The 22,130-nt window shown below is 59.3% G+C and carries 21 protein-coding genes; 16 read left to right on the top strand and 5 right to left on the bottom strand.

Annotation, left to right across the window (positions count from 1 at the left end; genetic code table 11):
• Positions 1–5: 5 nt before the first annotated feature.
• Genes ABVT35_RS23815 through hmgA form a run of 3 tightly spaced genes read right to left on the bottom strand, consistent with a single transcriptional unit; the run spans position 6 to position 3,296 of the window.
• Positions 6–956, bottom strand: a complete 951-nt coding sequence (locus ABVT35_RS23815; RefSeq protein ID WP_368469942.1) for an MBL fold metallo-hydrolase — start codon at positions 954–956, stop codon at positions 6–8.
• Between the two features lie 2 nt (positions 957–958).
• The gene (locus ABVT35_RS23810; protein WP_368469941.1) at positions 959–1,981 is read right to left on the bottom strand and encodes a fumarylacetoacetate hydrolase family protein; all 1,023 of its coding nucleotides are present in this window, start codon (positions 1,979–1,981) and stop codon (positions 959–961) included.
• A gap of 1 nt (position 1,982) precedes the next feature.
• The gene (gene hmgA, locus ABVT35_RS23805; protein WP_368469940.1) at positions 1,983–3,296 is read right to left on the bottom strand and encodes a homogentisate 1,2-dioxygenase; all 1,314 of its coding nucleotides are present in this window, start codon (positions 3,294–3,296) and stop codon (positions 1,983–1,985) included.
• A gap of 77 nt (positions 3,297–3,373) precedes the next feature.
• Between hmgA and ABVT35_RS23800 the strand changes: the two genes are divergently transcribed.
• The gene (locus tag ABVT35_RS23800) at positions 3,374–3,835 is read left to right on the top strand and encodes a MarR family winged helix-turn-helix transcriptional regulator (protein ID WP_368469939.1); all 462 of its coding nucleotides are present in this window, start codon (positions 3,374–3,376) and stop codon (positions 3,833–3,835) included.
• 90 nt (positions 3,836–3,925) lie between these two features.
• Here the strand turns inward: ABVT35_RS23800 and ABVT35_RS23795 are convergent, their stop codons facing one another.
• A complete protein-coding gene (locus ABVT35_RS23795; protein ID WP_368469937.1) occupies positions 3,926–4,189 on the bottom strand; it encodes a YMGG-like glycine zipper-containing protein in 264 nt (87 codons plus the stop codon).
• Between the two features lie 221 nt (positions 4,190–4,410).
• Positions 4,411–5,616, bottom strand: a complete 1,206-nt coding sequence (gene dxr, locus ABVT35_RS23790) for a 1-deoxy-D-xylulose-5-phosphate reductoisomerase (RefSeq protein ID WP_368469936.1) — start codon at positions 5,614–5,616, stop codon at positions 4,411–4,413.
• A gap of 163 nt (positions 5,617–5,779) precedes the next feature.
• Between dxr and kynU the strand changes: the two genes are divergently transcribed.
• From kynU to ABVT35_RS23715, 15 genes are all read left to right on the top strand, one after another.
• Complete coding sequence (kynU, locus tag ABVT35_RS23785; RefSeq protein WP_368469934.1) at positions 5,780–7,021, top strand: kynureninase; 1,242 nt, start codon at positions 5,780–5,782, stop codon at positions 7,019–7,021.
• A 181-nt stretch (positions 7,022–7,202) separates the two neighbouring features.
• Positions 7,203–8,015, top strand: a complete 813-nt coding sequence (pcaD, locus tag ABVT35_RS23780; RefSeq protein ID WP_368469931.1) for a 3-oxoadipate enol-lactonase — start codon at positions 7,203–7,205, stop codon at positions 8,013–8,015.
• Positions 8,016–8,079: 64 nt separating this feature from the next.
• Positions 8,080–9,159, top strand: coding sequence for a 3-carboxy-cis,cis-muconate cycloisomerase (locus ABVT35_RS23775; protein ID WP_368469930.1), 1,080 nt, complete (start codon positions 8,080–8,082; stop codon positions 9,157–9,159).
• On the top strand, positions 9,156–10,343 hold the full coding sequence (locus ABVT35_RS23770; RefSeq protein WP_368469929.1) for a Bcr/CflA family efflux MFS transporter: 1,188 nt from the start codon (positions 9,156–9,158) through the stop codon (positions 10,341–10,343). The genes ABVT35_RS23775 and ABVT35_RS23770 overlap by 4 nt, the downstream gene beginning before the upstream one ends.
• A 2-nt stretch (positions 10,344–10,345) precedes the next feature.
• Positions 10,346–11,518 carry a 4-hydroxybenzoate 3-monooxygenase gene (gene pobA / locus ABVT35_RS23765; RefSeq protein WP_368469927.1) on the top strand — a complete coding sequence of 391 codons (1,173 nt, stop codon included), beginning with the start codon at positions 10,346–10,348 and terminating at the stop codon, positions 11,516–11,518.
• A gap of 101 nt (positions 11,519–11,619) precedes the next feature.
• On the top strand, positions 11,620–12,789 hold the full coding sequence (locus ABVT35_RS23760; protein ID WP_368469926.1) for a thiolase family protein: 1,170 nt from the start codon (positions 11,620–11,622) through the stop codon (positions 12,787–12,789).
• Complete coding sequence (locus ABVT35_RS23755) at positions 12,786–13,184, top strand: zinc ribbon domain-containing protein (RefSeq protein ID WP_368469925.1); 399 nt, start codon at positions 12,786–12,788, stop codon at positions 13,182–13,184. Before ABVT35_RS23760 ends, ABVT35_RS23755 begins: the two co-directional genes overlap by 4 nt.
• Positions 13,168–14,829, top strand: a complete 1,662-nt coding sequence (locus tag ABVT35_RS23750; RefSeq protein WP_368469924.1) for an acyl-CoA synthetase — start codon at positions 13,168–13,170, stop codon at positions 14,827–14,829. The genes ABVT35_RS23755 and ABVT35_RS23750 overlap by 17 nt, the downstream gene beginning before the upstream one ends.
• 49 nt (positions 14,830–14,878) lie before the next feature.
• A complete protein-coding gene (locus ABVT35_RS23745) occupies positions 14,879–15,715 on the top strand; it encodes a sugar phosphate isomerase/epimerase family protein (RefSeq protein WP_368469922.1) in 837 nt (278 codons plus the stop codon).
• A complete protein-coding gene (locus ABVT35_RS23740; RefSeq protein ID WP_368469920.1) occupies positions 15,712–16,263 on the top strand; it encodes a DAK2 domain-containing protein in 552 nt (183 codons plus the stop codon). The genes ABVT35_RS23745 and ABVT35_RS23740 overlap by 4 nt, the downstream gene beginning before the upstream one ends.
• Positions 16,260–17,270 (top strand): dihydroxyacetone kinase subunit DhaK, encoded by a 1,011-nt coding sequence (locus ABVT35_RS23735; protein WP_368469919.1) that lies wholly within the window; start codon positions 16,260–16,262, stop codon positions 17,268–17,270. The genes ABVT35_RS23740 and ABVT35_RS23735 overlap by 4 nt, the downstream gene beginning before the upstream one ends.
• A 5-nt stretch (positions 17,271–17,275) precedes the next feature.
• Positions 17,276–18,193 (top strand): tagatose 1,6-diphosphate aldolase, encoded by a 918-nt coding sequence (locus tag ABVT35_RS23730; RefSeq protein ID WP_368469917.1) that lies wholly within the window; start codon positions 17,276–17,278, stop codon positions 18,191–18,193.
• A complete protein-coding gene (locus ABVT35_RS23725; protein ID WP_368469915.1) occupies positions 18,190–19,662 on the top strand; it encodes an aldehyde dehydrogenase family protein in 1,473 nt (490 codons plus the stop codon). Before ABVT35_RS23730 ends, ABVT35_RS23725 begins: the two co-directional genes overlap by 4 nt.
• A 66-nt stretch (positions 19,663–19,728) precedes the next feature.
• Positions 19,729–20,466 (top strand): GntR family transcriptional regulator, encoded by a 738-nt coding sequence (locus ABVT35_RS23720; protein WP_368469913.1) that lies wholly within the window; start codon positions 19,729–19,731, stop codon positions 20,464–20,466.
• 11 nt (positions 20,467–20,477) lie between these two features.
• Positions 20,478–21,905: an L-fucose/L-arabinose isomerase family protein gene (locus ABVT35_RS23715; protein WP_368469911.1), complete on the top strand. Its 1,428-nt coding sequence runs from the start codon at positions 20,478–20,480 to the stop codon at positions 21,903–21,905.
• Positions 21,906–22,130: the final 225 nt, after the last annotated feature.

Here is a 22,130-nt window from a genome sequence, read left to right as displayed (position 1 = left end):
CTGGTTTAGCCCTGCAGGGCTTCCCACATTTCCTTGTCCCGTTCGGCGGTCCAGATACGCGGCGTGTCCATGCCGAGCGCTTCGTCATAGGCGCGGGCGACATTGAAGGGCAGGCAGTGTTCGTAGATCGCATAGTCGGAAAATTTCGGATCGCATTCGGCGCGAACGGCATCCCATGCTTCCTTGAGGGTGCCGCCGCGTGCGGCAACGGCTGCCGCCGGGCGATAGGTGCTGGAAACAAAATCGCGGGTGCTTTCAATCGCCGCCGTTACCATTTTGTCGCCGACAAGCGCATCGCCGCGTCCCGGGGCGATTGCCCGCGGGTTGAAGGACTCGATTGCGTCGAGTGTTGCGCTCCAGTCGCCGAAATGGCCGTCGCCGCAATAGCAGGCCGAATGGTATTCGACGATATCGCCGGTAAACATGACGCCCTCATCGGGCACCCATGCGACAATGTCACCGGCGGTGTGGGCACGGCCGAGATGCATCAGATCGATCCTGCGTTTGCCGAGATAGACCGTCATCTTCTGCGTGAAGGTCATGGTCGGCCAGGTCAGGCCCGGAATGCTCTCATGGCCCTGGAAGAGCCGCGGAAAGCGTTCGAACTCTGAATCCCAGTCCTCCTGGCCGCGCTCGGCGACCATGGAGCGGCATTTTTCGGAGGCGATGATCTGCTCGGCATTGTAGGCCGAGGCACCGAGCACGCGCACGGCATGGTAATGCGACAGAACCACATATTTGATCGGCTTGTCGGTGACGGAGCGAATCTTCTCCACCACCATGTTGGCAAGGCGCGGCGTTGCCTGGGCGTCGACGATCATAACGCTGTCGTCGCCGATGATGACGCCGGTGTTCGGATCGCCCTCGGCGGTGAAGGCCCAAAGGTCCCGGCCGATTTCGGAGAAGCTGATATTTTTGTCGGTCATGTCCCCGCGGGACGCAAATTCCTTGGCCATTGTCAGGCTTCCTTCTTGTAGGGTTCGACGGTCTGCTCGATCGCTCCGAAGATGGAGTGGCCGTCGCCATCCTTCATCTCGATGCGCACGGTGTCTCCGAACTTCATGAAGCCGGTTGCCGGCTTGCCGTCATTGATGGTCTCGATCATGCGGATTTCGGCAATGCAGGAATAGCCGACGCCGCCTTCAGCGACAGGCTTGCCGGGGCTGCCGTCCTCCATCTTGTTGGAGACCGTGCCCGAGCCGATGACGGCGCCGGCCGAAAGCGGACGGCTCTTTGCTGCGTGCGCAATGAGCTGCGGGAAATCGAAGGTCATGTCGATGCCGGCATTGGCGCGGCCAAAGGGCTGGCCGTTATAGTCGACCAGGAGCGGCAGGTTGACCTTGCCGCCATCCCACGCATCGCCCAGTTCATCGGGTGTGACGGCGACCGGCGAAAAGGCGGACGAGGGTTTCGACTGGAAAAAGCCGAAGCCCTTGCCGAGTTCCGCCGGGATCAGACCGCGCAACGAGACATCGTTGACGAGCATGACGAGGCGAATGGCATCGCGTGCCTCGTCAATGCTTGCACCCATCGGCACATCATCCACGATAACGGCGATTTCACCTTCCATATCGATGCCCCAGGCTTCGTCTTCCATGACAATCGGATCGCGGGGGTTTAGAAAGGCGTCGGAGCCGCCCTGGTACATCAGCGGATCGGTCCAGAAGCTCGGCGGCATCTCGGCGTTGCGCGCCTTGCGCACCAGTTCCACGTGATTGACATAGGCCGAACCGTCGGCCCACTGATAGGCGCGGGGCAGCGGTGAAGCTGCATCGTGCTCGTGGAAACGCTCGGTCGGCTGTGAGCCGGATTCCAGCGTTTCGGCGGCCCGCTCGAGGCGCGGCGCAACATTGGCCCAGTCATCGAGCGCTGCCTGCAGCGTCGGTGCAATGTGATTGACGACCGTGCAATAGGTCAGATCCCTTGACACGACCGCCAGTTTTCCGTCGCGTGTGCCGTCTTTGAGTGTAGCGAGTTTCATATCAGTCCCAGTTTCCCTCAATTGTGCCGTTGAAGCGTTTTTTCAGCCCCTTCCAGCAATCGATATAATCGTCCTGCAGCGTTTCCAGGCCCATGGCGTAGGCGGTGACATGCTGCGGAAAGCGCGTTTCGAACATGAAGGCCAAGGTTTCGTCGAGCTTGGTCGGTCCGAGGTCGACATTCGACGCTTTCTCGAAACCCATCGTGTCGGGTCCGTGCGGCAACATCATGTTGTGCAGGCTCATGCCACCCGGCACGAATCCCTCTTCCTTGGCATCGTACTGGCCGTGAACGAGGCCCATGAATTCGGACATGATGTTGCGGTGATACCAGGGTGGCCGGAACGTATGCTCGGCGACCATCCAGCGCGGCGGGAAAATGACGAAATCGATATTAGCGGTGCCCGCTTCGCCGCTCGGCGCAGTCAGCACCGTGAAGATCGACGGATCGGGGTGATCGAACAGGATCGCACCGACCGGCGAGAAGGTCTTCAGATCGTATTTGTAGGGCGCGTAATTGCCGTGCCAGGCAATGACGTCGAGCGGCGAATGGCCGATCTCCGTCACATAAAAGCGCCCGCACCATTTTACATGCACGCGACAGGTGGTTTCCTTGTCCTCCCATGCGGCAACAGGCGTCTTGAAATCGCGCGGATTGGCAAGGCAGTTGGCGCCGATGGGGCCGCGGTCCGGCAGGGTGAACTTGGCGCCGTAGTTTTCGCAGATGTAGCCGCGCGCTTCGCCGTCCACCGGGCTTGCCTGGAAGATCATGCCGCGCGGGATGATGCAGATTTCGGTGGGCTCAACGGTGATCTTGCCCATCTCGGTGAAAATTTCCAGCGTTCCTGTCTGGGGAACGACGAGCAGCTCAGCATCGGAATTGAAGAAATAGTCGTCGACCATCGGCGTGTTGCACACATAGGCATGGGTCGCCATGCCAACCTGGGTGTGAACGTCGCCGGCCGTGGTCATGGTGCGCACGCCCTCGATGAAACTGGTCTTTTCATTCGGCATGGGAAGCGGATCCCAGCGCAGCTGGCCGATCGGCATGACATCGTCACAGATATGCGGGCCGGTCTTCCAGTGTTCATGTTCGTGGACCGAAAAACGGGATGTGTGGCGTACGCTCGGTCTGATCCGGTAAAGCCATGACCGTTCATTGGTGCCGCGCGGTGCGGTGAACGGAGAGCCGGAAAGCTGTTCGGCGTAAAGCCCGTAATTGCATTTTTGCGGGCTGTTCTGCCCCTGTGGCAGTGCGTTCGGCAGCGATTCCGTTTCGAAATCATTGCCGAAGCCAGGCATGTAGGCGTCAGACATTTTATCCCTCATATACGCTTTTCTAATTTTGTTTCACATGTAACAATTGAATTTGTAACTATCAAACGGAGTCGCCCATGGATCAGACAGACGAGATCGCCCTAGCGCTTGAAGCGTTCGTTCCATACAAACTCAACCGCGCCAATGAACTGGTTAGCCGCCGCTTCGCCACCATCTACAAGGACCATGCGGGCCTGACCCGCCCCGAATGGCGCACGCTTGCGACCCTCGGGCAATACGGAACCCTGACGGCGACCGCCATCGGCGCGCATTCATCGATGCACAAAACCAAGGTCAGCCGGGCCGTCCAGTCACTCGAGGAGCGCAAATGGCTGAAGAGAACCACGGACGAAAACGACCGGCGGGTCGAACATCTGGTGCTGACGCGGGAAGGCGCGCGTAGCTACAAGAAGCTCGCGGAACTTGCCCATGCATTCGAGACCGGACTTAAGGATATACTGGGAAACGAGAACTTTGAAGCGCTGAACCGCGGATTGGGCGCGATTGAAGAACGGCTTGGGACCGACATATTTTTATAAAAGAACTGCGGCATATGCCATGATGCCACCGGAGTGAACCCCGGGGGCATATTGTCTGTTGATTGGGTGCGGGTAGTGGAGTCCGGACGGTCAATAACCGTCAGGACATCTGGCCGTGTAGCGGCGGCCGTAGCGGTCGCGATAATAGCAGTCGTCAGAGTTCTCGGCCACGCGGCCGACCAGTGCACCGGCGACACCGCCGATTGCGGCCCCGACAAGTGCTCCCTGGGTTGTACCGGTTGCAATGCCGCCAATTGCGGCCCCCGATGCAGCGCCAATTGTTGCGCCCTGCTGCGTCGGTGTGCAGCCGGCAATGGCCAAACCAACAACGACGAGCGCCAGAATATTCTTCATGTCATAGCCTCCGATACCTTTCCCACCGCAGGAAAGAAGATTGCAGAATACATAATTTCACAACCGTTGCATCACCTTGCGGCCATTTTCCGGCGAAGTGAAAATACGCAGTGCTGAAATATCCCCGCAAACGGCTCATTTTCAGAACGCGGAATCCATAGTCGATGCTGGATGAACGCAAAGTGAACGGCGCGGAAACGGGTTCAAGAATTAACTGAAATTCAGTTTACAAGCGGTCTTGCAGAACGGTTCGCCACAAGCTCGCGCGCAAGCAGCCGTGCGGTATCGTCTGCCTCATAGACGGCCTCTATGGATATTGCCTCGCCACCGGTCCCCAGCTTGTCCATGACATTTTCCACGATGTCGGCCATTTCAAGAAAGCCGATCTGCCGGTCGATAAAGGCTTCGAGAGCCACTTCCTTGGCACCGTTCAATATGGCGCCGGAAAGACCGCCGGCTTCCATGGCGCGCCGGGCAAGCCCAAGCGAAGGGAAACGGCTTTCGTCGGGGGCGTCGAAATCGAGCCGGGCGAGGCGCGCGAAATCAAGCCGCTCGATCGGCAGGGACGGCCTTTTCGGATAGGCGAGGCTGTAGCCGATGGCGGTGCGCATGTCGGGCGTTCCAAGCTGCGCCAGCACCGATCCATCGCTGTAGCCGACCATCGAATGTATGACCGACTGCGGATGAATGATGACCTCGATCTGGTCGGGGCGCATGTCGAACAGGTGCATTGCCTCGATCATCTCCAGCGCCTTGTTGAACATCGAGGCGCTGTCGATGGAAATCTTGACGCCCATGGACCAATTCGGATGGGCAGCGGCCATGTCGGGCGACACGGCGGCCATTTCATCAAGGTTAAGCGATCGGAACGGCCCGCCTGACGCCGTCAGGATAATGCGCTCGATGCTGTGACGCTGGCTGTTGTCGAAAACCTGGTGGATCGCATTGTGTTCGCTGTCGACCGGAAGCAGGCGGCCGCCGCCGGATTCGATCTCACGGTGAAAAAGTTCACCCGCAGATACCAGGCATTCCTTGTTGGCAAGTGCGATATCGGCACCGCGCCCTGCTGCAGCCAGGGTCGGGGCGAGGCCTGCCATGCCCACAATACCCGCCATGAACCAGTCGACCTCACGCTCGGCTGCCTCGATCAGCGCCGCCTTTCCGGCCGCTGCCTCGATGCCGCTGCCGGAGAGGGCCTGTTTCAGATCGCCATACCGGGTTTCATCGGCTGTGACCGCGATTTCGGCGCCGCATTCCTTCGCCTGACGGGCCAGAAGATCGGTATTGCCCTTGCCGCTGACCGCCAGGACCTTGTAGGCATCGCGCCCGCCCAGATGTGAAATGACATCGAGTGTATTGCGGCCTATCGAACCCGTGGATCCGAATATGCTGACACGACGGGGCGCTGTTTCTGCTCTTTCGGTCATCGTGTGCGTTTCGATCGTTTCATTGGCGCTGAGAAAACAGATGCGCGGGCCCGCGTCAATGTCGCAAAGCCGATTATTTTCTGTTCGCAATTTTGGTGTTTGCCAATCGGGGGCAATATACTTTAAACATAAAACAAATGCCGCAAGCGGAACGGAGAGCAATATGGTGACCGACCGAAACGACGCCCTGAAACTCGATGCGCAGGACAGCCTGGCCGCATTGCGCGATGCTTTCGTTCTGCGTGACGGGCTGAACTATCTCGACGGCAACTCGCTCGGACCGATGCAGCAATGCGTAACCGAACGCGTTCAGCGGTGTCTTGAAAAGGAATGGGGTCAGGATCTCATCGCCTCCTGGAACAGTGCCGGCTGGTACAGGCTGCCGCAGACGGTGGGGGCAAAGATCGCCGCGCTGATCGGCGCCGGCAAGGACGACGTGGCGGTGACCGATTCAACATCGGTCAATCTGTTCAAGGTACTGGCAGCCGCTCTTTCAATGCGTCCTGACCGCGGCGTGATCGTTTCCGAGCGCAGCAACTTCCCGACCGACCTTTATATTGCGGAAGGCCTTGCCGAATTTGCCGGCCGCGGGCACGAATTGCGATTGATCGATTCGACGGACGAATTGAACGGTGCGATCGACGAGGACGTGGCGGCAGTCATGCTCACACAGGTGAATTACCGCACCGGTGAACTGCATGATATGGCCGATGTTACCTCGAAGGTTCACGATGCGGGTGCCGTCATGATCTGGGACCTTGCCCATTCGGCCGGTGCCCTGCCGGTGGACCTGGCTGCGGCTAACGCGGATTTCGCCATCGGATGCGGCTACAAATACCTAAATGGAGGACCCGGCGCACCGGCCTTTGTCTACGTGGCACCGCGTCTCCAGGACAAGGTCGCGCAACCCCTGTCAGGCTGGTTCGGGCACACGTCGCCCTTTGCCATGGAGCCGAGCTTCAAAGCGGCGCCGACCATTCATCGTTTCCTGACGGGCACGCCGCCAATCCTGTCCATGGTGGCACTTGATGCGGCGCTTGATATATGGAGCGGCGTTTCCATGGAGGCGGTCCGCGAAAAATCCGTAAGACTGTGCGAACTGTTCATCGCGCTGGTGGAGGAACGCTGTGCGGGATATAGCCTGTCGCTGGCCAGCCCGCGCGATGCGGCAAAACGCGGTAGCCAGATCTGCTTTGCACATGAAAATGCCTTTCCGATCATGCAGGCGCTCATTGCCCGCGGAGTGATCGGAGATTTCCGTGCGCCGGATATTTTACGTTTCGGCTTTGCGCCGCTCTATGTGCGCTTCGTCGATGTTTATGATGCGGTTGACCACCTGCTGGACGTCCTCAAGACCGAGGAATGGAGACAGGACAGGTTCATGGTAAAAGGTGCCGTGACGTAGGGTCTGGCCGTTTTGGTGCGAAAACTCATATCAGACCCGGTATGAAAAAGCCGGGTTTTTTCATTTTACCTTCCGAAATCAATCTGCTTTCATGCCCGTAATACCGTTGGGCCGATCCGATTTCGGACAACGAGTTGCCTGGCGAGAGTGCGTTCGGGCCTGACTTCCGGAGGATAAGAACGTGCAATTTGCAAATATCAACGGCGTTACGCTGCACTACCAGTTGATCGGTGCGCCGGCGGGCAAGCCAGTTATTGTCTTTTCAAATTCGCTGGGAACGGATTTCAGGATATGGCGCGATGTCATCGTGCGCCTCGCCGGTGAATTCGCCATCATCACCTATGACAAGCGCGGCCACGGGCTGTCCGATACCGGCACAACGCCCTGCAGTATGGACGACCATGTCGCTGACCTTGCCGGGTTGCTCGATCTCCTTGACGTGAAGAACGCGATTGTCTGCGGTCTCTCGGTTGGCGGTCTGATCGCGCAGGGGCTTTATGCAAGCCGCCCGGATCTGGTGCGTGCACTGGTCCTTTGCGACACCGGCCACCGGATCGGCACGGCCGACATGTGGAACAGCCGCATCGACGCCATAGAAACAGCAGGTATCGAGGCGATTTCCGACAATATTCTGGAGCGCTGGTTCACAACCGAATTCAGACAGGAACAACCCGAGGCGCTGGCCGGATACCGCAATATGCTGTGCAGAACGCCCTCTGCCGGTTACATGGGCACCGCCGCGGCAATCCGGGACACCGATTATACGGAAGAAGCAAAGCGAATCGCCGTGCCGGCGATGTGCGTAGTGGGTGATCAGGACGGTGCAACGCCACCGGAACTTGTCGGTGAAATGGCAAAGCTCATTCCCGGAGCCCGTTACCAGGTCATACCGAATGCCGGTCATCTTCCCTGCATCGAGCAGCCGGTTGTTCTTACCGACGCGATCCAGGCCTTTGTGGACCTGCTGTCCGAAGAGGGTGGGACGGTCAACTGAAGATGGCCACCGCAGATCACCGTTTGGAAAACGGCAAAGCAACAGAAAATCCGGGGGTGCCTGAATGAGTGTCTCGGTTTTTGAGCACCCCATCCTGTCGGGGCTTTTGGGGGACGAACCGCTTTCGCAATTGTTTGCGGTCACAGCCGAGATCGAGGCAATGCTGCAATTCGAGGCCGCGTTGGCCATTGCCGAAGAAGACGCAGGTGTCATTGCCAAAGGCAGCGGAGCGAAAATTGCGGCAGCGTGCAGAAAAATCAGGCCAGATATTGCCGCTTTGCGCGATGCCACCGCCCGTGACGGCGTATGCGTACCGGAGCTGGTGCGGCAATTGCGGACTGCGGCCGACCCGAAGGTTGCGGTGGACGTCCATTTCGGCGCAACAAGCCAGGATGTAATCGACACGGCGCTGGTTCTGCGGCTCAAAACCGCGCTTGAGGAATTGGACGGGCGTCTTGATGCACTGACGGCTCTGCTTGGCGATGTCGATGCCCGCTTTGGGGCCGGGTGGCTGATGGCGCATACGCGCATGCAGCGTGCGGTTCCCGTCAATGTGTCGGACAAGGTGGCAACCTGGCGGGCGCCGCTTGCTGAACTGAAAGATGCCCTGGGGCCGGTGAAAGGCAGGGTGTTGCGGTTGCAATTCGGCGGCGCTGTCGGAACGCTCGACCGCCTCGACAACAAGAAGGTGAAAGTGGCGGAGCGGCTGGCCAGGGAACTGGGCCTTGCCTATGAAGGCTGCTGGCACACCAACAGGGTTGCAATTGCCGATTTTGCCGGCTGGCTGTCGCAGATTACCGGCGTTCTAGGCAAGATCGGGCGGGACGTCACACTGATGGCGCAAAACGAGGTTGGCGACATCACGCTTTCCGGCGGTGGCACTTCATCGGCCATGGCGCACAAGCAAAACCCGGTGGCCGCTGAAATTCTTGTCACGCTTGCCGGCTTCAATGCCTCACTTGTTTCGGGCACGCACTCGGCTCTTATCCACGAAAACGAGCGGTCGGGCTCAGCCTGGACGCTGGAGTGGATGTTATTGCCACAGATGGTCGTTGCAACCGGTGCAGCGCTTCGCACCGCCGTGCGTCTCGTGGAAAACATCGATGCGCTCGGCACCGAAGACAATGGCGGCGCGAGCCCATGAGCCAGCGCCTGATTGTCATTTATTGCGGCTTGCTGATGTCTCTGTCAGCTTTTTCCGTCGACATCACACTGCCGGCGTTTTCTGACATGGTGCAGGAATTTGCCACGCCCTATTCCTATGTCCAGTGGACGGTGACCGCTTACATTTTTGCCGCCGGAGCCGGGCAGCTGTTCTGGGGTTCGGTGTCGGACCGGTTCGGCCGCAAACCGATTTTGTTTATCGGGCTTGCCGTGTTGCTGGTCGGGCAGACGCTGGCTGTCCTCGCTCCGACAATAACCTTGCTGCTGCTGGCCCGTGTCGTGCAGGGACTTGGCGCCGCGTCCGCCATTGTCGGCAGCCGGGCAATATTGCGTGACCTGTTTTCGGGCAAGGAACTTGCGCGCAACATGGCAATGGCTTCGCTGGTTTTTGCGGTCGGACCGATGCTGGCACCGGTAATCGGAGCCCTGATCGCCGATTTTGCCGGCTGGCGGTCCATATTTTTCGGGCTTTCCTGCCTGACGCTGGTTCTTATCTTCATGCTTGGTTTCTTTCCCGAAACATCCAGCCTGAAAGACGCGCACGCCCTCAAGATGTCACGCATACAAGCGAATTTCGTGGCGCTGTTCACCCATCCGCAGTCGTGCTTTTTCGTGCTCGTGTCGATGCTCGCCATGGCGTTCATGCTGCTGATTTTGACCGGCGCTGCGCCGCTCTACGAGACCGAGTTCGGCATTACCGGTCTTGTGTTTGCCGGCCTCTTTGCGCTCCATAGTCTCGGGATCATCGCCGGGCAGATACTGAACCGGCGGCTTATCCATTCTATCGGCGTTGTTCCGTCGGTTGCCGTTGCAAGCGCCGTCATGATGGTGATGTCCGGTATTTTCGTAGCCCTCACGGTCGGCGATCTCCTGAGCGTGATTGTGCTGCCGTTGCTGCTGGCGCTGGCCAATGCCGGATTTCTCGTTTTCTATTCCAATGCAACCAGCCTGGTGCTTGATCCGCATCAGGACCGGGCCGGGTTTGCGGTTTCCATATTCGGTTTCGCAACCCAGATGGGTGGCGCAACCATTGTCTCGATTCTCGTTTATTTCAGCAACGACGATGCGCTCGGCATGTCCGTTCTCATGCTGGCGATTGCCATTGTCATATTGTCGGCGCTGATGATCTGGATCGGCAAGAAACAACCGATCAGGGAGGTTTAAACATGCGGACACAGGTAGCTATCATCGGATCCGGGCCGGCGGGACTTTTGCTCGGCCAGCTTCTCTACAAGGCCGGGATCGACAATATCGTTCTGGACCGTGTCAGCAAGGACCACATTTTGGGCCGTATCAGAGCCGGCGTTCTGGAAGAGGGCACGGCGTGGCTGCTCGACAAGGCCGGGGTCGGTGAACGGCTACAGCGCGAGAACCTTCCGCATGACGGGTTTGACCTTGTCTTTGACGACGAGGTCCACCGGATCGATCTTTACAATCTGACCGGCGGCAAACGTGTGCATGTATATGGGCAGACGGAGCTCACCCAGGACCTGATGGAAGCCCGCGAAGCCGAAAGCCTCAAGACCTTTTATGAGGCGGACAATGTGCGTCCGCACGATTTCGACGGTACGAGCCCCTATGTGACCTTTGAAAAGGACGGGGTCAGCCAGCGGATCGATTGCGATTTCATCGCCGGATGCGACGGCTTTCACGGCGTCAGCCGCAAGGTCGTGCCGGAGGGGGCGATGCAGACCTTCGAAAAGGTCTACCCCTTCGGCTGGCTTGGCCTTCTGGCCGATGTGCCGCCCGTTCACGAGGAGCTTATCTACGCCAATCACAGCCGTGGATTTGCGTTGTGTTCGATGCGGTCGCTGACACGCAGCCGCTATTATGTCCAATGCCCTCTGACCGAGAAGGTGGAAGACTGGACGGCGGACCGTTTCTGGGACGAATTGCGGCGGCGTCTGCCGGACAAAACTGCGCAACAGGTCACCACGGGCCCGGCTCTGGAAATGTCGATCGCGCCGTTGCGGTCGGTTGTCTCCGAACCTCTGCGCTTCGGCAGGCTGTTTCTTGCCGGCGATGCGGCCCATATTGTTCCGCCGACGGGTGCAAAGGGGCTCAACCTTGCCGCAAGCGATGTGCACTATCTGTTCGAGGCCCTGCGCGAACATTATCTCGACAGCTCCGATGCCGGCCTCGATACCTATTCAAAAAAGGCGCTGCATCGCATTTGGAACGCCGAGCGGTTTTCCTGGTGGATGACGAGTGTGATGCACCGATTCCCGGATATGAGCATATTCGACCGGCGCATCCAGCAGGCCGAGTTCTACCAGCTTACCCATTCGAAAGCAGCGTCGACAGCACTGGCGGAAAATTACGTCGGGCTGCCGTTCTGATGCAGGTGCTTGTCGGGACCGCCGATGCAAGGTCATCTTAAATAATTTGTATTGACAAATAAGCTTGGGTTTTGTTTGCTCACTTCGACTGGGAGTGAGTAATGGTATTGGTTGCCGGTACGGGAATGACCGCTTTCAACCGCCGCAAGGACGGCAGCGGGTTCCGCGACTGGGCGGAAGAAGCCCTCAGGGAGGCGCTGGTTTCGGCCAAGCTCGGCAGGGGCGACATCGATGCTCTGGTGGTTGCCAGCGAAAGCGACTTTTTCTCCATGCAGCTCAATCCAGCATCGGTTCTTGCCGATGATATCGGTCTTGCAGGTGCAGCCTGCCAGCGTGTTGAGGGTGGCGGTGCCTCCGGTCAGCTTGCCGTTCACGCCGGCGTCGCGATGGTTCTGTCGGGGTCGGCCCGGCGGGTTGCCGTCGTCGGTTTCGAGCCGTCGGCCTCCTATCTGAGCGGCGCCGCCGTTTCCGAACTCTACGGCTATTCCTTTGACGCCTGGACCGACGGCATGACCGGCATTTCAGCGACCGCGCTCTATGCGCTTTCGGCAAAGGCTTTCATGGCGCGTTGCGGTGCCAACCATGACGATTTTTCAGTAATTTCGGTTCAGAACCGCGAAAACGCACGGGACAATCCGAAGGCGCATCTGCCGCTTGAAATTACGCAAGAGGAGGTGCGCGAATCGCTGATGGTCTCTGACCCATACAGGCGGCTGGACTGTTCGCCTCTCAGCGACGGTGCCGCTGCGATCATTTTGACGGATCCGAATGCCGCGCCGGCCGACAGGAAGAACGCCGCGCGCATTGCCGGTATCGGAGCCGCTAATGATCGGGTGCGTCTTGGCGACCGGGAGGATCCGGGATTGTTTAAGGCCAAGCAGGTCGCGGCAAAACGAGCCTATGCCTTGGCCGGAATTTCGGAACCGGCCCGGCAAATCGATCTGGCAGAAATCTATGATGCCTATTCGGGCGCCCAGCTCCAGGCGATAGAGGCGCTCGGTCTCTCGAACGATTTTTTGAAGGAACATCGCTCGGGCGGGTTTTCTCCCTCGGGCAGGCTTCCGGTCAATCTGTCCGGCGGGCTGATGGGGCAGGGCGCGCCGGTCGGGGCAACGGGGGTTGCCCAGGTGGCCGCCTGCGCGCAGCAGATAGAAGGCACCTATCACACCGGCCTGCAAATGAGAAAACCGCCGCGCCATGCGGTCGCCGATACCCATGGCGGGATTGCAACGACCTGTGCGGTTACAGTGCTCGAGGGGAGCGGAAATTGAAGCATCGTCTGACCCTTGAATACACACTCGGCGCCGGTGCATTGGAGCCTTATCTGAACGGGCTTCGTGAAGGCAAGTCCATTGCCCGGCAATGCCGGCGCTGCGACCGGGTGACCTTTCCGCCGGAGCGGGCCTGCGGCTGTCAATCGAGTGATAATCTTGCCGGCTCGTATGGCTGGAAGCAACTCGCCGGGACAGCGGCGCTTGTTCACCGAACGGATGGTTCGGGAGGAAGTTTCGCCCTGGTGCGCTTCGATGGCGCTGACAACCAGGCGGTCTGCAGAATCGCCAACCCGGTAATGGAGGGTGAGCATGCACGGCTGTTGGCTGTTCATGATGGCGCGCCGGGTCTGCTGATCGAACTAACGGGAGAAGCCCTTGAAACCGCTGGATAAATGGCCGGCAGAAGACCTGGCGGAAATCGGGCTTTCATGCCGCAATGGCGGTCTGGAAATTGCCGTCGCACCCGACTGCAACATATTTTCCATGACCGTTGGCCGCTATCTTGGTCCTGACACGCGCGATCGCCGGGCGATCAGTATCGAAGAGGCCGACGGCACTATGGTGCACTATACATTCGCCGAAGTGGACCGCGCTTCGACGGCGCTCGCAGCACGGTTGCGCGCACTCGGCTACGGTCGCGGCGATTATATAGGCCTGCACTGCGGCATGCGCCCCGAAACGGCCATTGCACATATGGCGATCTGCAAAATCGGCGCCGTGGCGGTCACGCTGTCGCAGCTTTACGGCCCCGATACGCTGGCCCATGCATTGAACGATTGTGGTGCGACCATCCTCTTGACGACGGAAGCTGCCTGGGCGCCTCTGCGGTCGCAATCCGCCACGCTGTTTCCGCAGCTCCGGTATGTTCTGGCAAGCTTCAGCACGGGGCCGGAAGAAGATCTGGACGCCGTATTGCAAGCCCCTGCCCCATCCGATTTCGGGCCTGAATTAACCGGTGCCGACGATCCGGCGCTGCTTATGTATACATCCGGTTCGACCGGCATGCCGAAAGGAATTCTGCATGGCCACCGGGTGCTTGCGTCCTATCGCCCGTCGATCAACCTGTTCTTCAATTTATCACTCGCCGACGGCGATGCTGTCTACTGGTCGCCGTCAGACTGGGCCTGGGTCGGCGGGCTTCTCGACATGCTGTTTCCCGCCTGGCTTGCTGGCCGGCCCGTTGTCACATCCGAAGCCCGCTTCAAGGCCGAATGGGCCTTTGAATTCATGGCGCGCCACAAGGTGACCCATACTTTCCTTGCGCCGAGCGCCATCCGGCGGTTGGCGCAAACGCGGCAGCCGCGAAAGGATCACGACCTGTCTCTGCGGGTGATCTGCACCGGCGGGGAGGCACTTGCGGCCGAAATCCTGGAGTGGTCCGAAAATGCGCTCGGTGTGGTTTGCAACGAGTTTTACGGGATGACGGAGGTCAACCATCTGATCGGCAATTGCGCGGCGCTCTATCCGCGCCGTGCCGGTTCGATGGGGCTTGCCTATCCCGGTCACAAGGTGCTGCTTGTCGACGCAGAGGGAAAGGACGTGCGGCCAGGTGAGATCGGTGAGATCGTCACCACCGCAGATGCACCGACCCGCTATCTCGGCTATCTCAACAATCCGGAAAAGGAAGCCGAACTGCGCCTTGGGCCCTATATGCGGACACACGATCTGGCGGTGCGCGATGACGACGGTTACTTCTGGTACAAGGGCCGCTCAGACGATCTCATCAAATCCTCCGGCTTCCGGATCGGCCCGGCGGAGATCGAGGAGTGTCTGATCGCGCACCCGGCCGTTGCCGAGGCGGCGGTTGTCGGCAAACCCGATCCGGAGCGCGGCTCGATCGTGAAAGCCTTTGTCAGACTGGCGGCAAATTACACCCCGAAATCATCTCCGGAACTTAAAAAAGAGCTTTCCGATCACGTACGAAACCGGCTCGCGCCCTACAAGGCACCGCGCGAGGTCGAATTTGTAGAAAGCTTCGAACTGACATCCTCGGGCAAGATCAACCGCAAAGCGCTGCGGCTCCAGGAAGCCGGTTGACGGCATGATTTGAAAGTACTAATCTGTATTTACAAATTTGGTGATTTAGATGAAATTTGGTATTCATTCCGGGCTTTGGATGACGCGCTGGACCGATGAGATCGATCCGATCATGTCGATTGTGGCGGATCTCGGCTTTGACGGTGTTGAAATTTCATTGCTTGGAATAACCCTCGAACGCGCAGCAGCGCTGAAGGCCGCCGCCAGCGACTGTGGGCTCGAGATTACCTGTTCGACCGGACTTGGCGTTGACGAGGATCCGACATCGCGGGATCCGGAAATGCGCAGGGCCGCGCAGGCGGCGCTGGAAAATGCCATACGTATCACCTCCGCGCTTGGATCGCGACAGCTCGCCGGTGTCCTTGCCGCCCCATGGGGAGTGTTCGACCCGACGGATAAGGCCGGACGGGCTGAGCGTTCAGCGGAAGTTCTTGGCAGGATCGATCCGCTACTGGCCGATGAAGGCGTCGTTCTGGGCATCGAAGTCATCAACCGGTTCGAAACCGATCTGACAAACACAGCCGGCGAGGGCACCGCGCTTGCCAAAGCCACCGGCTCGCCGCGCATCGGAGTACTCCTCGACACGTTCCACATGAATATGGAGGAAAAGGATCCTCCTGCTGCTATCAATAAGACCGGCGAACGTCTCTTCCATTTTCACGTTTCGGACAATGATCGCGGCACGCCCGGAAGCGGGCATTTTGATTTCGCATCCTGTGCCGAAGCGCTCAGCGAAACCGGATATGACGGCTGGATAACGGCTGAAATGTTCGTGGTGCCCGGCCATCCGACAAGCGCCGACCTGAACATCTGGCGGGACATCGAAACAGATCCGACGGAAGCTGCCCGCCAGGCGCTGCAATTCATGAAGGCGACGTTCCAATGAGCGCGCGCGGATATTTCGAGCGGCTGCTTTCCGTTTACGTGTCGGAACAACAGCGCCTCGACGAACTTGATGCGGCCATTGGCGATGGCGACCACGGGACGACCATGTTGCGCGGCCTTAAAGCCTCAGAAAAGGCCGATGCAAACAAACAGGCGAAGGCTTTCATGCGCGCCTCCGGTGGAGCGTCAGGTACGCTCTTCGGTCTGATTCTGCATGAAATCGAGCTTCATTTGAACGGTAGCGACAAATCACTCGCATTCCATCTCAACCGTGCGCTGGACCGGATCAAGGTCCTGGGAAAAGCAGAACCTGGTGACAAGAGCATGGTGGATGCTCTTGAACCCGCCGTTACCACGCTTGATGCCGGCCGGGGCATCAACGCTGCGGTTGCGGCCGCTGCCGAAGGTCGCGATGCAACCCGCGACATGGCAGCGCGCCGCGGTCGCGCCCGATATGTCGAAAATGCAGGCGCGAGGCATCTCGATCCGGGCGCGACATCTGTTTGCCTGATCCTTCAGGCATTGGCTGATGCGGAGGAACAGCCATGAAAAAGCTGTTCAACAGTCAGGAGACAATGGTCGACGATATGATCGACGGTTTTGTTGCCGCCTATCCGCAGGTCAAACGGGGACGCAACGATCCGCGCATCGTCGTGCGTGCCACGCAAAAGGGCAATGATGAAAAGGTGACGCTCCTGATCGGCAATGGTTCGGGCCATGAGCCGATTGCCATGGGCTTTGTCGGCGCGGGCCTGCTTGACGCCAATGTTGTTGGCGACGTGTTCGCAGCCCCGTCGGCGGACTTAATCCTTGACGGTATCGCCGAAGTCAACGGCAAGGCCGGGTCGATCCTGCTGGTATCCCAGCATTCAGGCGATGTGATCAATGGCGGCGCGGCGGTAATGCTTGCGGAAGAGCAGGGCCTGCGGGTCAGGCCTCTCTACATGTATGACGACATTTCCTCAGCGCCGAAGGGCGAGGAACATGAACGGCGCGGTGCGCCCGGCACCATGTTTATCTACAAGATCCTCGGGGCCGCGGCGGAAGAAGGCATGGCGTTGGATCCGCTTTATGCGCTCGGCGAAGCCGTGCGGGACAACACCCGCACCCTCGCCGCCGCGGTCAGTCCGGGTGTGTCTCCGTTGACGGGCAAGGAGATGTTTTCGTTGCCCGATGACGAGATTTATCTCGGCATGGGCGTGCACGGGGAACCGGGCATCGGCAGAGAAAAATACGGACCGGTGTCCGGGCTGGTTCACACGATCGTTGATGCGTTGCTCGAAGACCGTCCGGTTGCATCCGGCGAAGCGGTCGCCGTGATCGTCAACGGCATGGGCGGCACCACGCTGATGGAACTTCTGACCATCTACGGGCAAACGGAAAAGGCGCTCGCCGAGCGCGGTATTTCGGCCGTTGCTCCAATGATCGGCTCCTACGTGACGACGCAGGAGATGGGCGGGTTTTCCATATCAATTCTGACGCCGACAGCGGAAATGCTGCGCTATTGGTGCGCGCCATCCGACACGCCCTGCTTTCCGGCAATCAAGACAGGCTGAATGACATGGGCAACAGCAAACCGGAATCCATATCGCCCATGTATGGTGTTGCTGTGGACCAGGGCAGCGGGCTGAAGGCTGCGATTGCCGAAGCACGTGGTGCGGATGCAGTTGAGACGGATCTGTTTGAATTCAAAAAAGCCGTCGTCGAATGCCTCAGCCCGGAAGCCTCGGTATTGCTTGTGGATGCCGAATATGGCCGCGAACTGCTGCCCCATTACGATGCGTCATGCGAAAAGCTGCTGGCTTACGAGGCCGACGTCTATCACATCACCACAAGCGAACGCATTACAGCACTTCCGGACAATCTGTCCGTTGCGGATTACGCAGGGCTCGGCGTGCGCCGTCTCAAGTTCTTTCTCTATTACGGGCCGCGCAGCAGCACATCGACCAACGAAAAGAAACACGCGCTTGTGCGCGATATCGGCGCGCAATGCGCCATGCATGGCATTGAATTCCTGTTTGAACCGATCGTCTATGACGATGAAATCGACGATGCGTCATCGCTCGAATTTGCGAAGCTAAAGCCTCAACTGGTCCGGGATGCGACGCGGATATTTGCTCACCCTGATTTCAGGATCGATGTCCTGAAGGTTGAAATCCCGGTCAATCTTGCCTTTGTCGAAGGCTTCGGCACGGGCGATTTCAACCATGAGCAGGCGCTGGAGGCCTTCCGGGACGCGGCGGCGCCAGCGGGTGAAATTCCGCTCGTCTATCTGAGTGCCGGGGTTTCGTTCGAATGGTTCGAGCAGTCCTTGAAGCTTGCAGCGGAGGCCGGTGTCGAAGCTGCCGGTTTCATGTGCGGACGGGCTATCTGGTCGGACGCGATCTCGGAATTCGGCCAGGGCGGAAAAGCCCGCCTCAATGACTGGCTGGCGGGCGAGGGCCGCCGGCGGCTGGCGCGGCTGAAGGCGGCGCTATGACTGCAACAATTCCATTGCTGTCTTCCGTCGAGGCCTTTCTTGCCGGCCCGCTATCGCTGCGCATCGGTGGCCACAGGCTCGATGGCGACGGGGAATTCGATGTTGTCGATCCCTCCACGGGCGGGCATTTGTGTACCGTTGCCAGAGCTGGCGAAAGGGAAGTCGATCTTGCGGTTGCAGCGGCACGCCGCGCATTTGATGGCGCGTGGTCGGCGCTAACGGCCGATGAGCGGTCCAAACTGTTATGGCGTCTGGCGGAGCTTATCGACGAGCGAGCGGAGGTTTTCGGTCAGCTCGATGCACTCGATAACGGTAAGCCCTTCGCGGTGGCCCGTGATGTGGATGCAGCCTATTCGGCCCGTCATTTTCGCTATTTTGCCGGATGGCCAAGCAAAATCGAAGGTGCGACGATCCCGGTCTCTGAACCGGATCGCCTCAACTACACTAAGATTGAACCGGTTGGCGTGTGCGGTCTCATCGCACCGTGGAACTACCCGCTACTCATGGCGGCGTGGAAACTGGCACCGGCTCTTGCCGCCGGCAATTGCGTGGTGTTGAAACCGGCGGAACAAACGCCGCTCAGCGCACTTTATCTTGCCGACCTTGCGCTTGAAGCGGGTTTTCCCGAAGGCGTGCTGAACGTTGTTCCGGGTTTCGGCACGGAAGCAGGTGCGGCGCTCGCCGCCCACCCGGGTGTCGACAAGGTGGGATTTACAGGCAGCACAGCAACGGGACGGCGCATCGTCGAAGCCTCGATGGGTAATCTGAAGAAGGTTTCCCTGGAGCTTGGCGGCAAGGCGGCCAATATCGTATTTGCCGATGCGGATCTCGAAAAGGCGATACCGGGCGCATTCTGGGCGCTGTTCGGCAATAACGGGCAATCGTGCACGGCAGGTGCCCGGCTCTATGTGCACAGTTCCATTCATGACAGGGTGCTGGAAGGGCTTATCGGTCTTGCCGCCAAGCTGTCCGTCGGCCCGGGCATGGCGGCGGATGGTCATGATCTCGGCCCGGTCATCAGCGAGAGGCAGATGCGGACGGTTACGGGCTATATCGACAGCGGCGTCAGCGAGGGCGCGGAATGTGTCGCCGGAGGCGGGCGACTGGGCAAAGAAGGTTTTTTCGTTGCGCCGACTGTTTTGACGAACGTCGCGGACGACATGCGGATTGCGCGCGAGGAGATTTTCGGACCGGTTCTGTGCGTGCTTTCCTTTGACGATGAGGACGATGTCCTCGCCCGCGCCAATGACACCGATTACGGTCTTGCTGCCGGGCTGTGGACGCAGGATGTCACGCGCGCGCGGACAATGGCGTCGCGCCTGAAAGCCGGCACGATCTGGATCAATTGCTGGGGTGAAACCGATGCCGCCTCGCCGTTCGGAGGCATGAAACAGAGCGGCTATGGCCGCGAAATGGGCAAGGACGCCATCGCGCTCTACTCGCAGACAAAGAGCGTCTGGCTGGCCTAGGGTCCTATTTGACACACCGCATTCAGTCATACAAATTGGTATGCAAAGGATGAGGGAGACTGACCATTGGAAGCGCGTGCCGCACCGAAATACAAAGTTGCCTACGGAGCCCTTTTGAGCAGGCTGGTTTCAGGGCGTTATCCCATTGGCGGGCGCCTGCCGACCGAGGATGAACTGGCGAGAACTTTCGACATCAGCCGCGTGACGATCCGCCGTTCGCTGGACATGCTGGTTAATGAGGGCTTTTTGGAGCGGCGGCAGGGCAGCGGCTACACGGTCATCTCGCTTTCGCCGCCCTCTTCCATGTGTCTGTCGTCCTTTACCGATGCCATGCTGCGCGCCGGCCGCGAACCCTCTTCGAAACTCATCCGCATCTCAACGCAGGAAGCCGATGCACATGGCGAAGAACTGATCGAGGAACTGCGCCATGAGCGGCTGACATGCATCGAGCGGCTGCGGCTGGTCGACGACAAACCGCAGATGCTGGTGCGCACCTGGGTTCCTGCGCGCCTGTTGTCGAATGCCGCACCGGAAGACTTTCCGAACACCGGCCACGAGCAGTCGATCCTGCGCATTTTCAAGCAGCGCTTCGGGCTGGAATGGAATGCGGCGTGTGAGGACATCAGCCCGGCGGGCGCTCCCGAAGATGTTGCCAAATATCTGCAGATCGAACCGGGCAGGCCATTGCTGGTTCAGGCCTGTACCGCCTTTGACGAGGAAGGTGGCGTGGTCTTTTACGAGCAGGTCTACCGGATCGGCAAAGTCAGTTTCAACCTCACCGGCGCCACAAGGCAGGCGCGGTAGAAAGGTCGGTTATGCGTGACAATCTGACCATTGGCGTGATCCATGCTTCGCTGCCGAGCTATTTTCCGGACGAGCACAATGTTTTTGAGGATTGCCAGAAGGGTCTTCAAAAACTGTGTGATGCGGAAGGCGCGCGGCTGATTGTTGCACCGGACAGGCCGATGAACGGGTCGGAGGCGCGCAAGGCGGCCGAATTCTGCAGGTCGGAAGGCGCCGATTTCCTGCTTCTCATCCATGGCGGCTTCACCATGGGCGATGTCGCCCATACGCTTGCCACCATACCGGTTCCGATGGGTGTTTGGGCAACGCCCGAGCCAACGCTTGAAGGCGATATCCAGCTCAATAATTTTGTCTCGCTCAATATGACAATGTCGATTGCCAAAAAAGTGCGGGACCTCAAAAAACACCCGCTTCAATGGTATTTCGGCGCCCCCGGAAGCCCGGAAATCGAGGCGCGATTTACCCATACGTTCCGCGCGCTTGCCATGGTCAAAGCCATGACCCATGCGCGCATTGCCCTGATCGGTGGCCTGGCCCCGACCTTCTATAATATGGAAGTGTCCTCCAATACGCTCAAACAGCGTTTCCAAATCGATGTTGAAGCCTTTGAGATGGCGGAACTCACCGGCCGCATGAGCGCCATCGATCCGTCGCGTGCAAGCGCGGAAATTGCCAAAATGGCAGCTGCAGCGACAGTCGATGGCGTCACGGACGATCAAATGGAGCTGAGCGCCCGCAAGGCTCTGGCGCTGCGCGACGCATGTGCAGAAGGCGAATTCGATGCGCTGGCGGTTTCCGACTGGCCGGCGCTGCAGGTCGAACCCGGCATGCACCCGGGCGCGGCCTTTACCTGGCTTGAGGAAGTCGACGGCATTCCCGTCGCGTCCGAGGGAGACCTGCTTGGAGCGGTAACCCAGCTCGCAGCCAAGTCGATGACCGGCAAGGTCGGATATCTTCTGGACATGACCGAGCCGGATCTCGACCACGGTGATCTCCTGATGTGGCACGGCGGCGGCGGCCCGCTCTATCTGGCAGATGATGCGGGCGCCAGATGGATCAACCATCCGATGATCGGCCGCGGCACGGAAGAAGGCCCCCGTTTCGGCACGATCAGCGATCTGGTATTCCGCGACGGGGCGGTCACCGCGATGCGCATTTCAGATGATGCAACCGCGATCTTTGATATGGAAGCGCGTGTCGTTGGACGTTCGCCGACCGGTTTCAGCGGATGCCGCGGCTGGCTCAGGGGATTTTCCTTCGCCCGCGAACCGGCATCGCTCGACGATGTGATTACAACGGTAATGGGGCACGGTGTCGAACATCATTTTGTACTTGTTCCCGGACATCATCATGAGGTGCTTGCGGAGTTCGCGGCCTGGGCGGGGCTGGCGCCCCTCAAGCGGCTGACGGCGCGCAATCATCTTGATCCGGGCCTTTAATGACCGACGGCGGCGTGCCCGCCGCGACTATGAATTCAGATGCGGATCCAAACTGACCCGAGGGGGAGCTCAGGTCATGCGAAACCCTGTTGTCGTGGCGGTGTTTTCCGCCCGTTTCCGGGGCCTCGCAGCCATCTTTCAGGTGCAGGGAATTGTTGACAGGAATGCCAATTAGTATTATTCAGTTGTTTATAACAAATTTTGTTGGGAGGCGCTGATGCGAAC

Origin of the sequence: Hoeflea sp. TYP-13 (genome assembly GCF_040932035.1) — a bacterium.
GTDB lineage: Bacteria > Pseudomonadota > Alphaproteobacteria > Rhizobiales > Rhizobiaceae > Hoeflea_A.
The sequence above is the reverse complement of the archived record's forward strand: the minus strand, read 5'-3'. Positions and strand labels throughout refer to the sequence as shown.

Bases quoted from the DNA above. Each gene is read 5' to 3' on its own strand.
- ABVT35_RS23795 (WP_368469937.1), bottom strand. From the start codon at position 4,189: ATGAAGAATATTCTGGCGCTCGTCGTTGTTGGTTTGGCCATTGCCGGC.
- ABVT35_RS23760 (WP_368469926.1), top strand. From the start codon at position 11,620: ATGGTATTGGTTGCCGGTACGGGAATGACCGCTTTCAACCGCCGCAAG.
- ABVT35_RS23775 (WP_368469930.1), top strand. From the start codon at position 8,080: ATGAGTGTCTCGGTTTTTGAGCACCCCATCCTGTCGGGGCTTTTGGGG.
- ABVT35_RS23800 (WP_368469939.1), top strand. From the start codon at position 3,374: ATGGATCAGACAGACGAGATCGCCCTAGCGCTTGAAGCGTTCGTTCCA.
- hmgA (WP_368469940.1), bottom strand. From the start codon at position 3,296: ATGTCTGACGCCTACATGCCTGGCTTCGGCAATGATTTCGAAACGGAA.
- ABVT35_RS23730 (WP_368469917.1), top strand. From the start codon at position 17,276: ATGGGCAACAGCAAACCGGAATCCATATCGCCCATGTATGGTGTTGCT.
- ABVT35_RS23815 (WP_368469942.1), bottom strand. From the start codon at position 956: ATGGCCAAGGAATTTGCGTCCCGCGGGGACATGACCGACAAAAATATC.
- ABVT35_RS23715 (WP_368469911.1), top strand. From the start codon at position 20,478: ATGCGTGACAATCTGACCATTGGCGTGATCCATGCTTCGCTGCCGAGC.
- ABVT35_RS23810 (WP_368469941.1), bottom strand. From the start codon at position 1,981: ATGAAACTCGCTACACTCAAAGACGGCACACGCGACGGAAAACTGGCG.
- ABVT35_RS23770 (WP_368469929.1), top strand. From the start codon at position 9,156: ATGAGCCAGCGCCTGATTGTCATTTATTGCGGCTTGCTGATGTCTCTG.
- dxr (WP_368469936.1), bottom strand. From the start codon at position 5,616: ATGACCGAAAGAGCAGAAACAGCGCCCCGTCGTGTCAGCATATTCGGA.
- ABVT35_RS23725 (WP_368469915.1), top strand. From the start codon at position 18,190: ATGACTGCAACAATTCCATTGCTGTCTTCCGTCGAGGCCTTTCTTGCC.
- ABVT35_RS23740 (WP_368469920.1), top strand. From the start codon at position 15,712: ATGAGCGCGCGCGGATATTTCGAGCGGCTGCTTTCCGTTTACGTGTCG.
- ABVT35_RS23735 (WP_368469919.1), top strand. From the start codon at position 16,260: ATGAAAAAGCTGTTCAACAGTCAGGAGACAATGGTCGACGATATGATC.
- pobA (WP_368469927.1), top strand. From the start codon at position 10,346: ATGCGGACACAGGTAGCTATCATCGGATCCGGGCCGGCGGGACTTTTG.
- kynU (WP_368469934.1), top strand. From the start codon at position 5,780: ATGGTGACCGACCGAAACGACGCCCTGAAACTCGATGCGCAGGACAGC.
- ABVT35_RS23745 (WP_368469922.1), top strand. From the start codon at position 14,879: ATGAAATTTGGTATTCATTCCGGGCTTTGGATGACGCGCTGGACCGAT.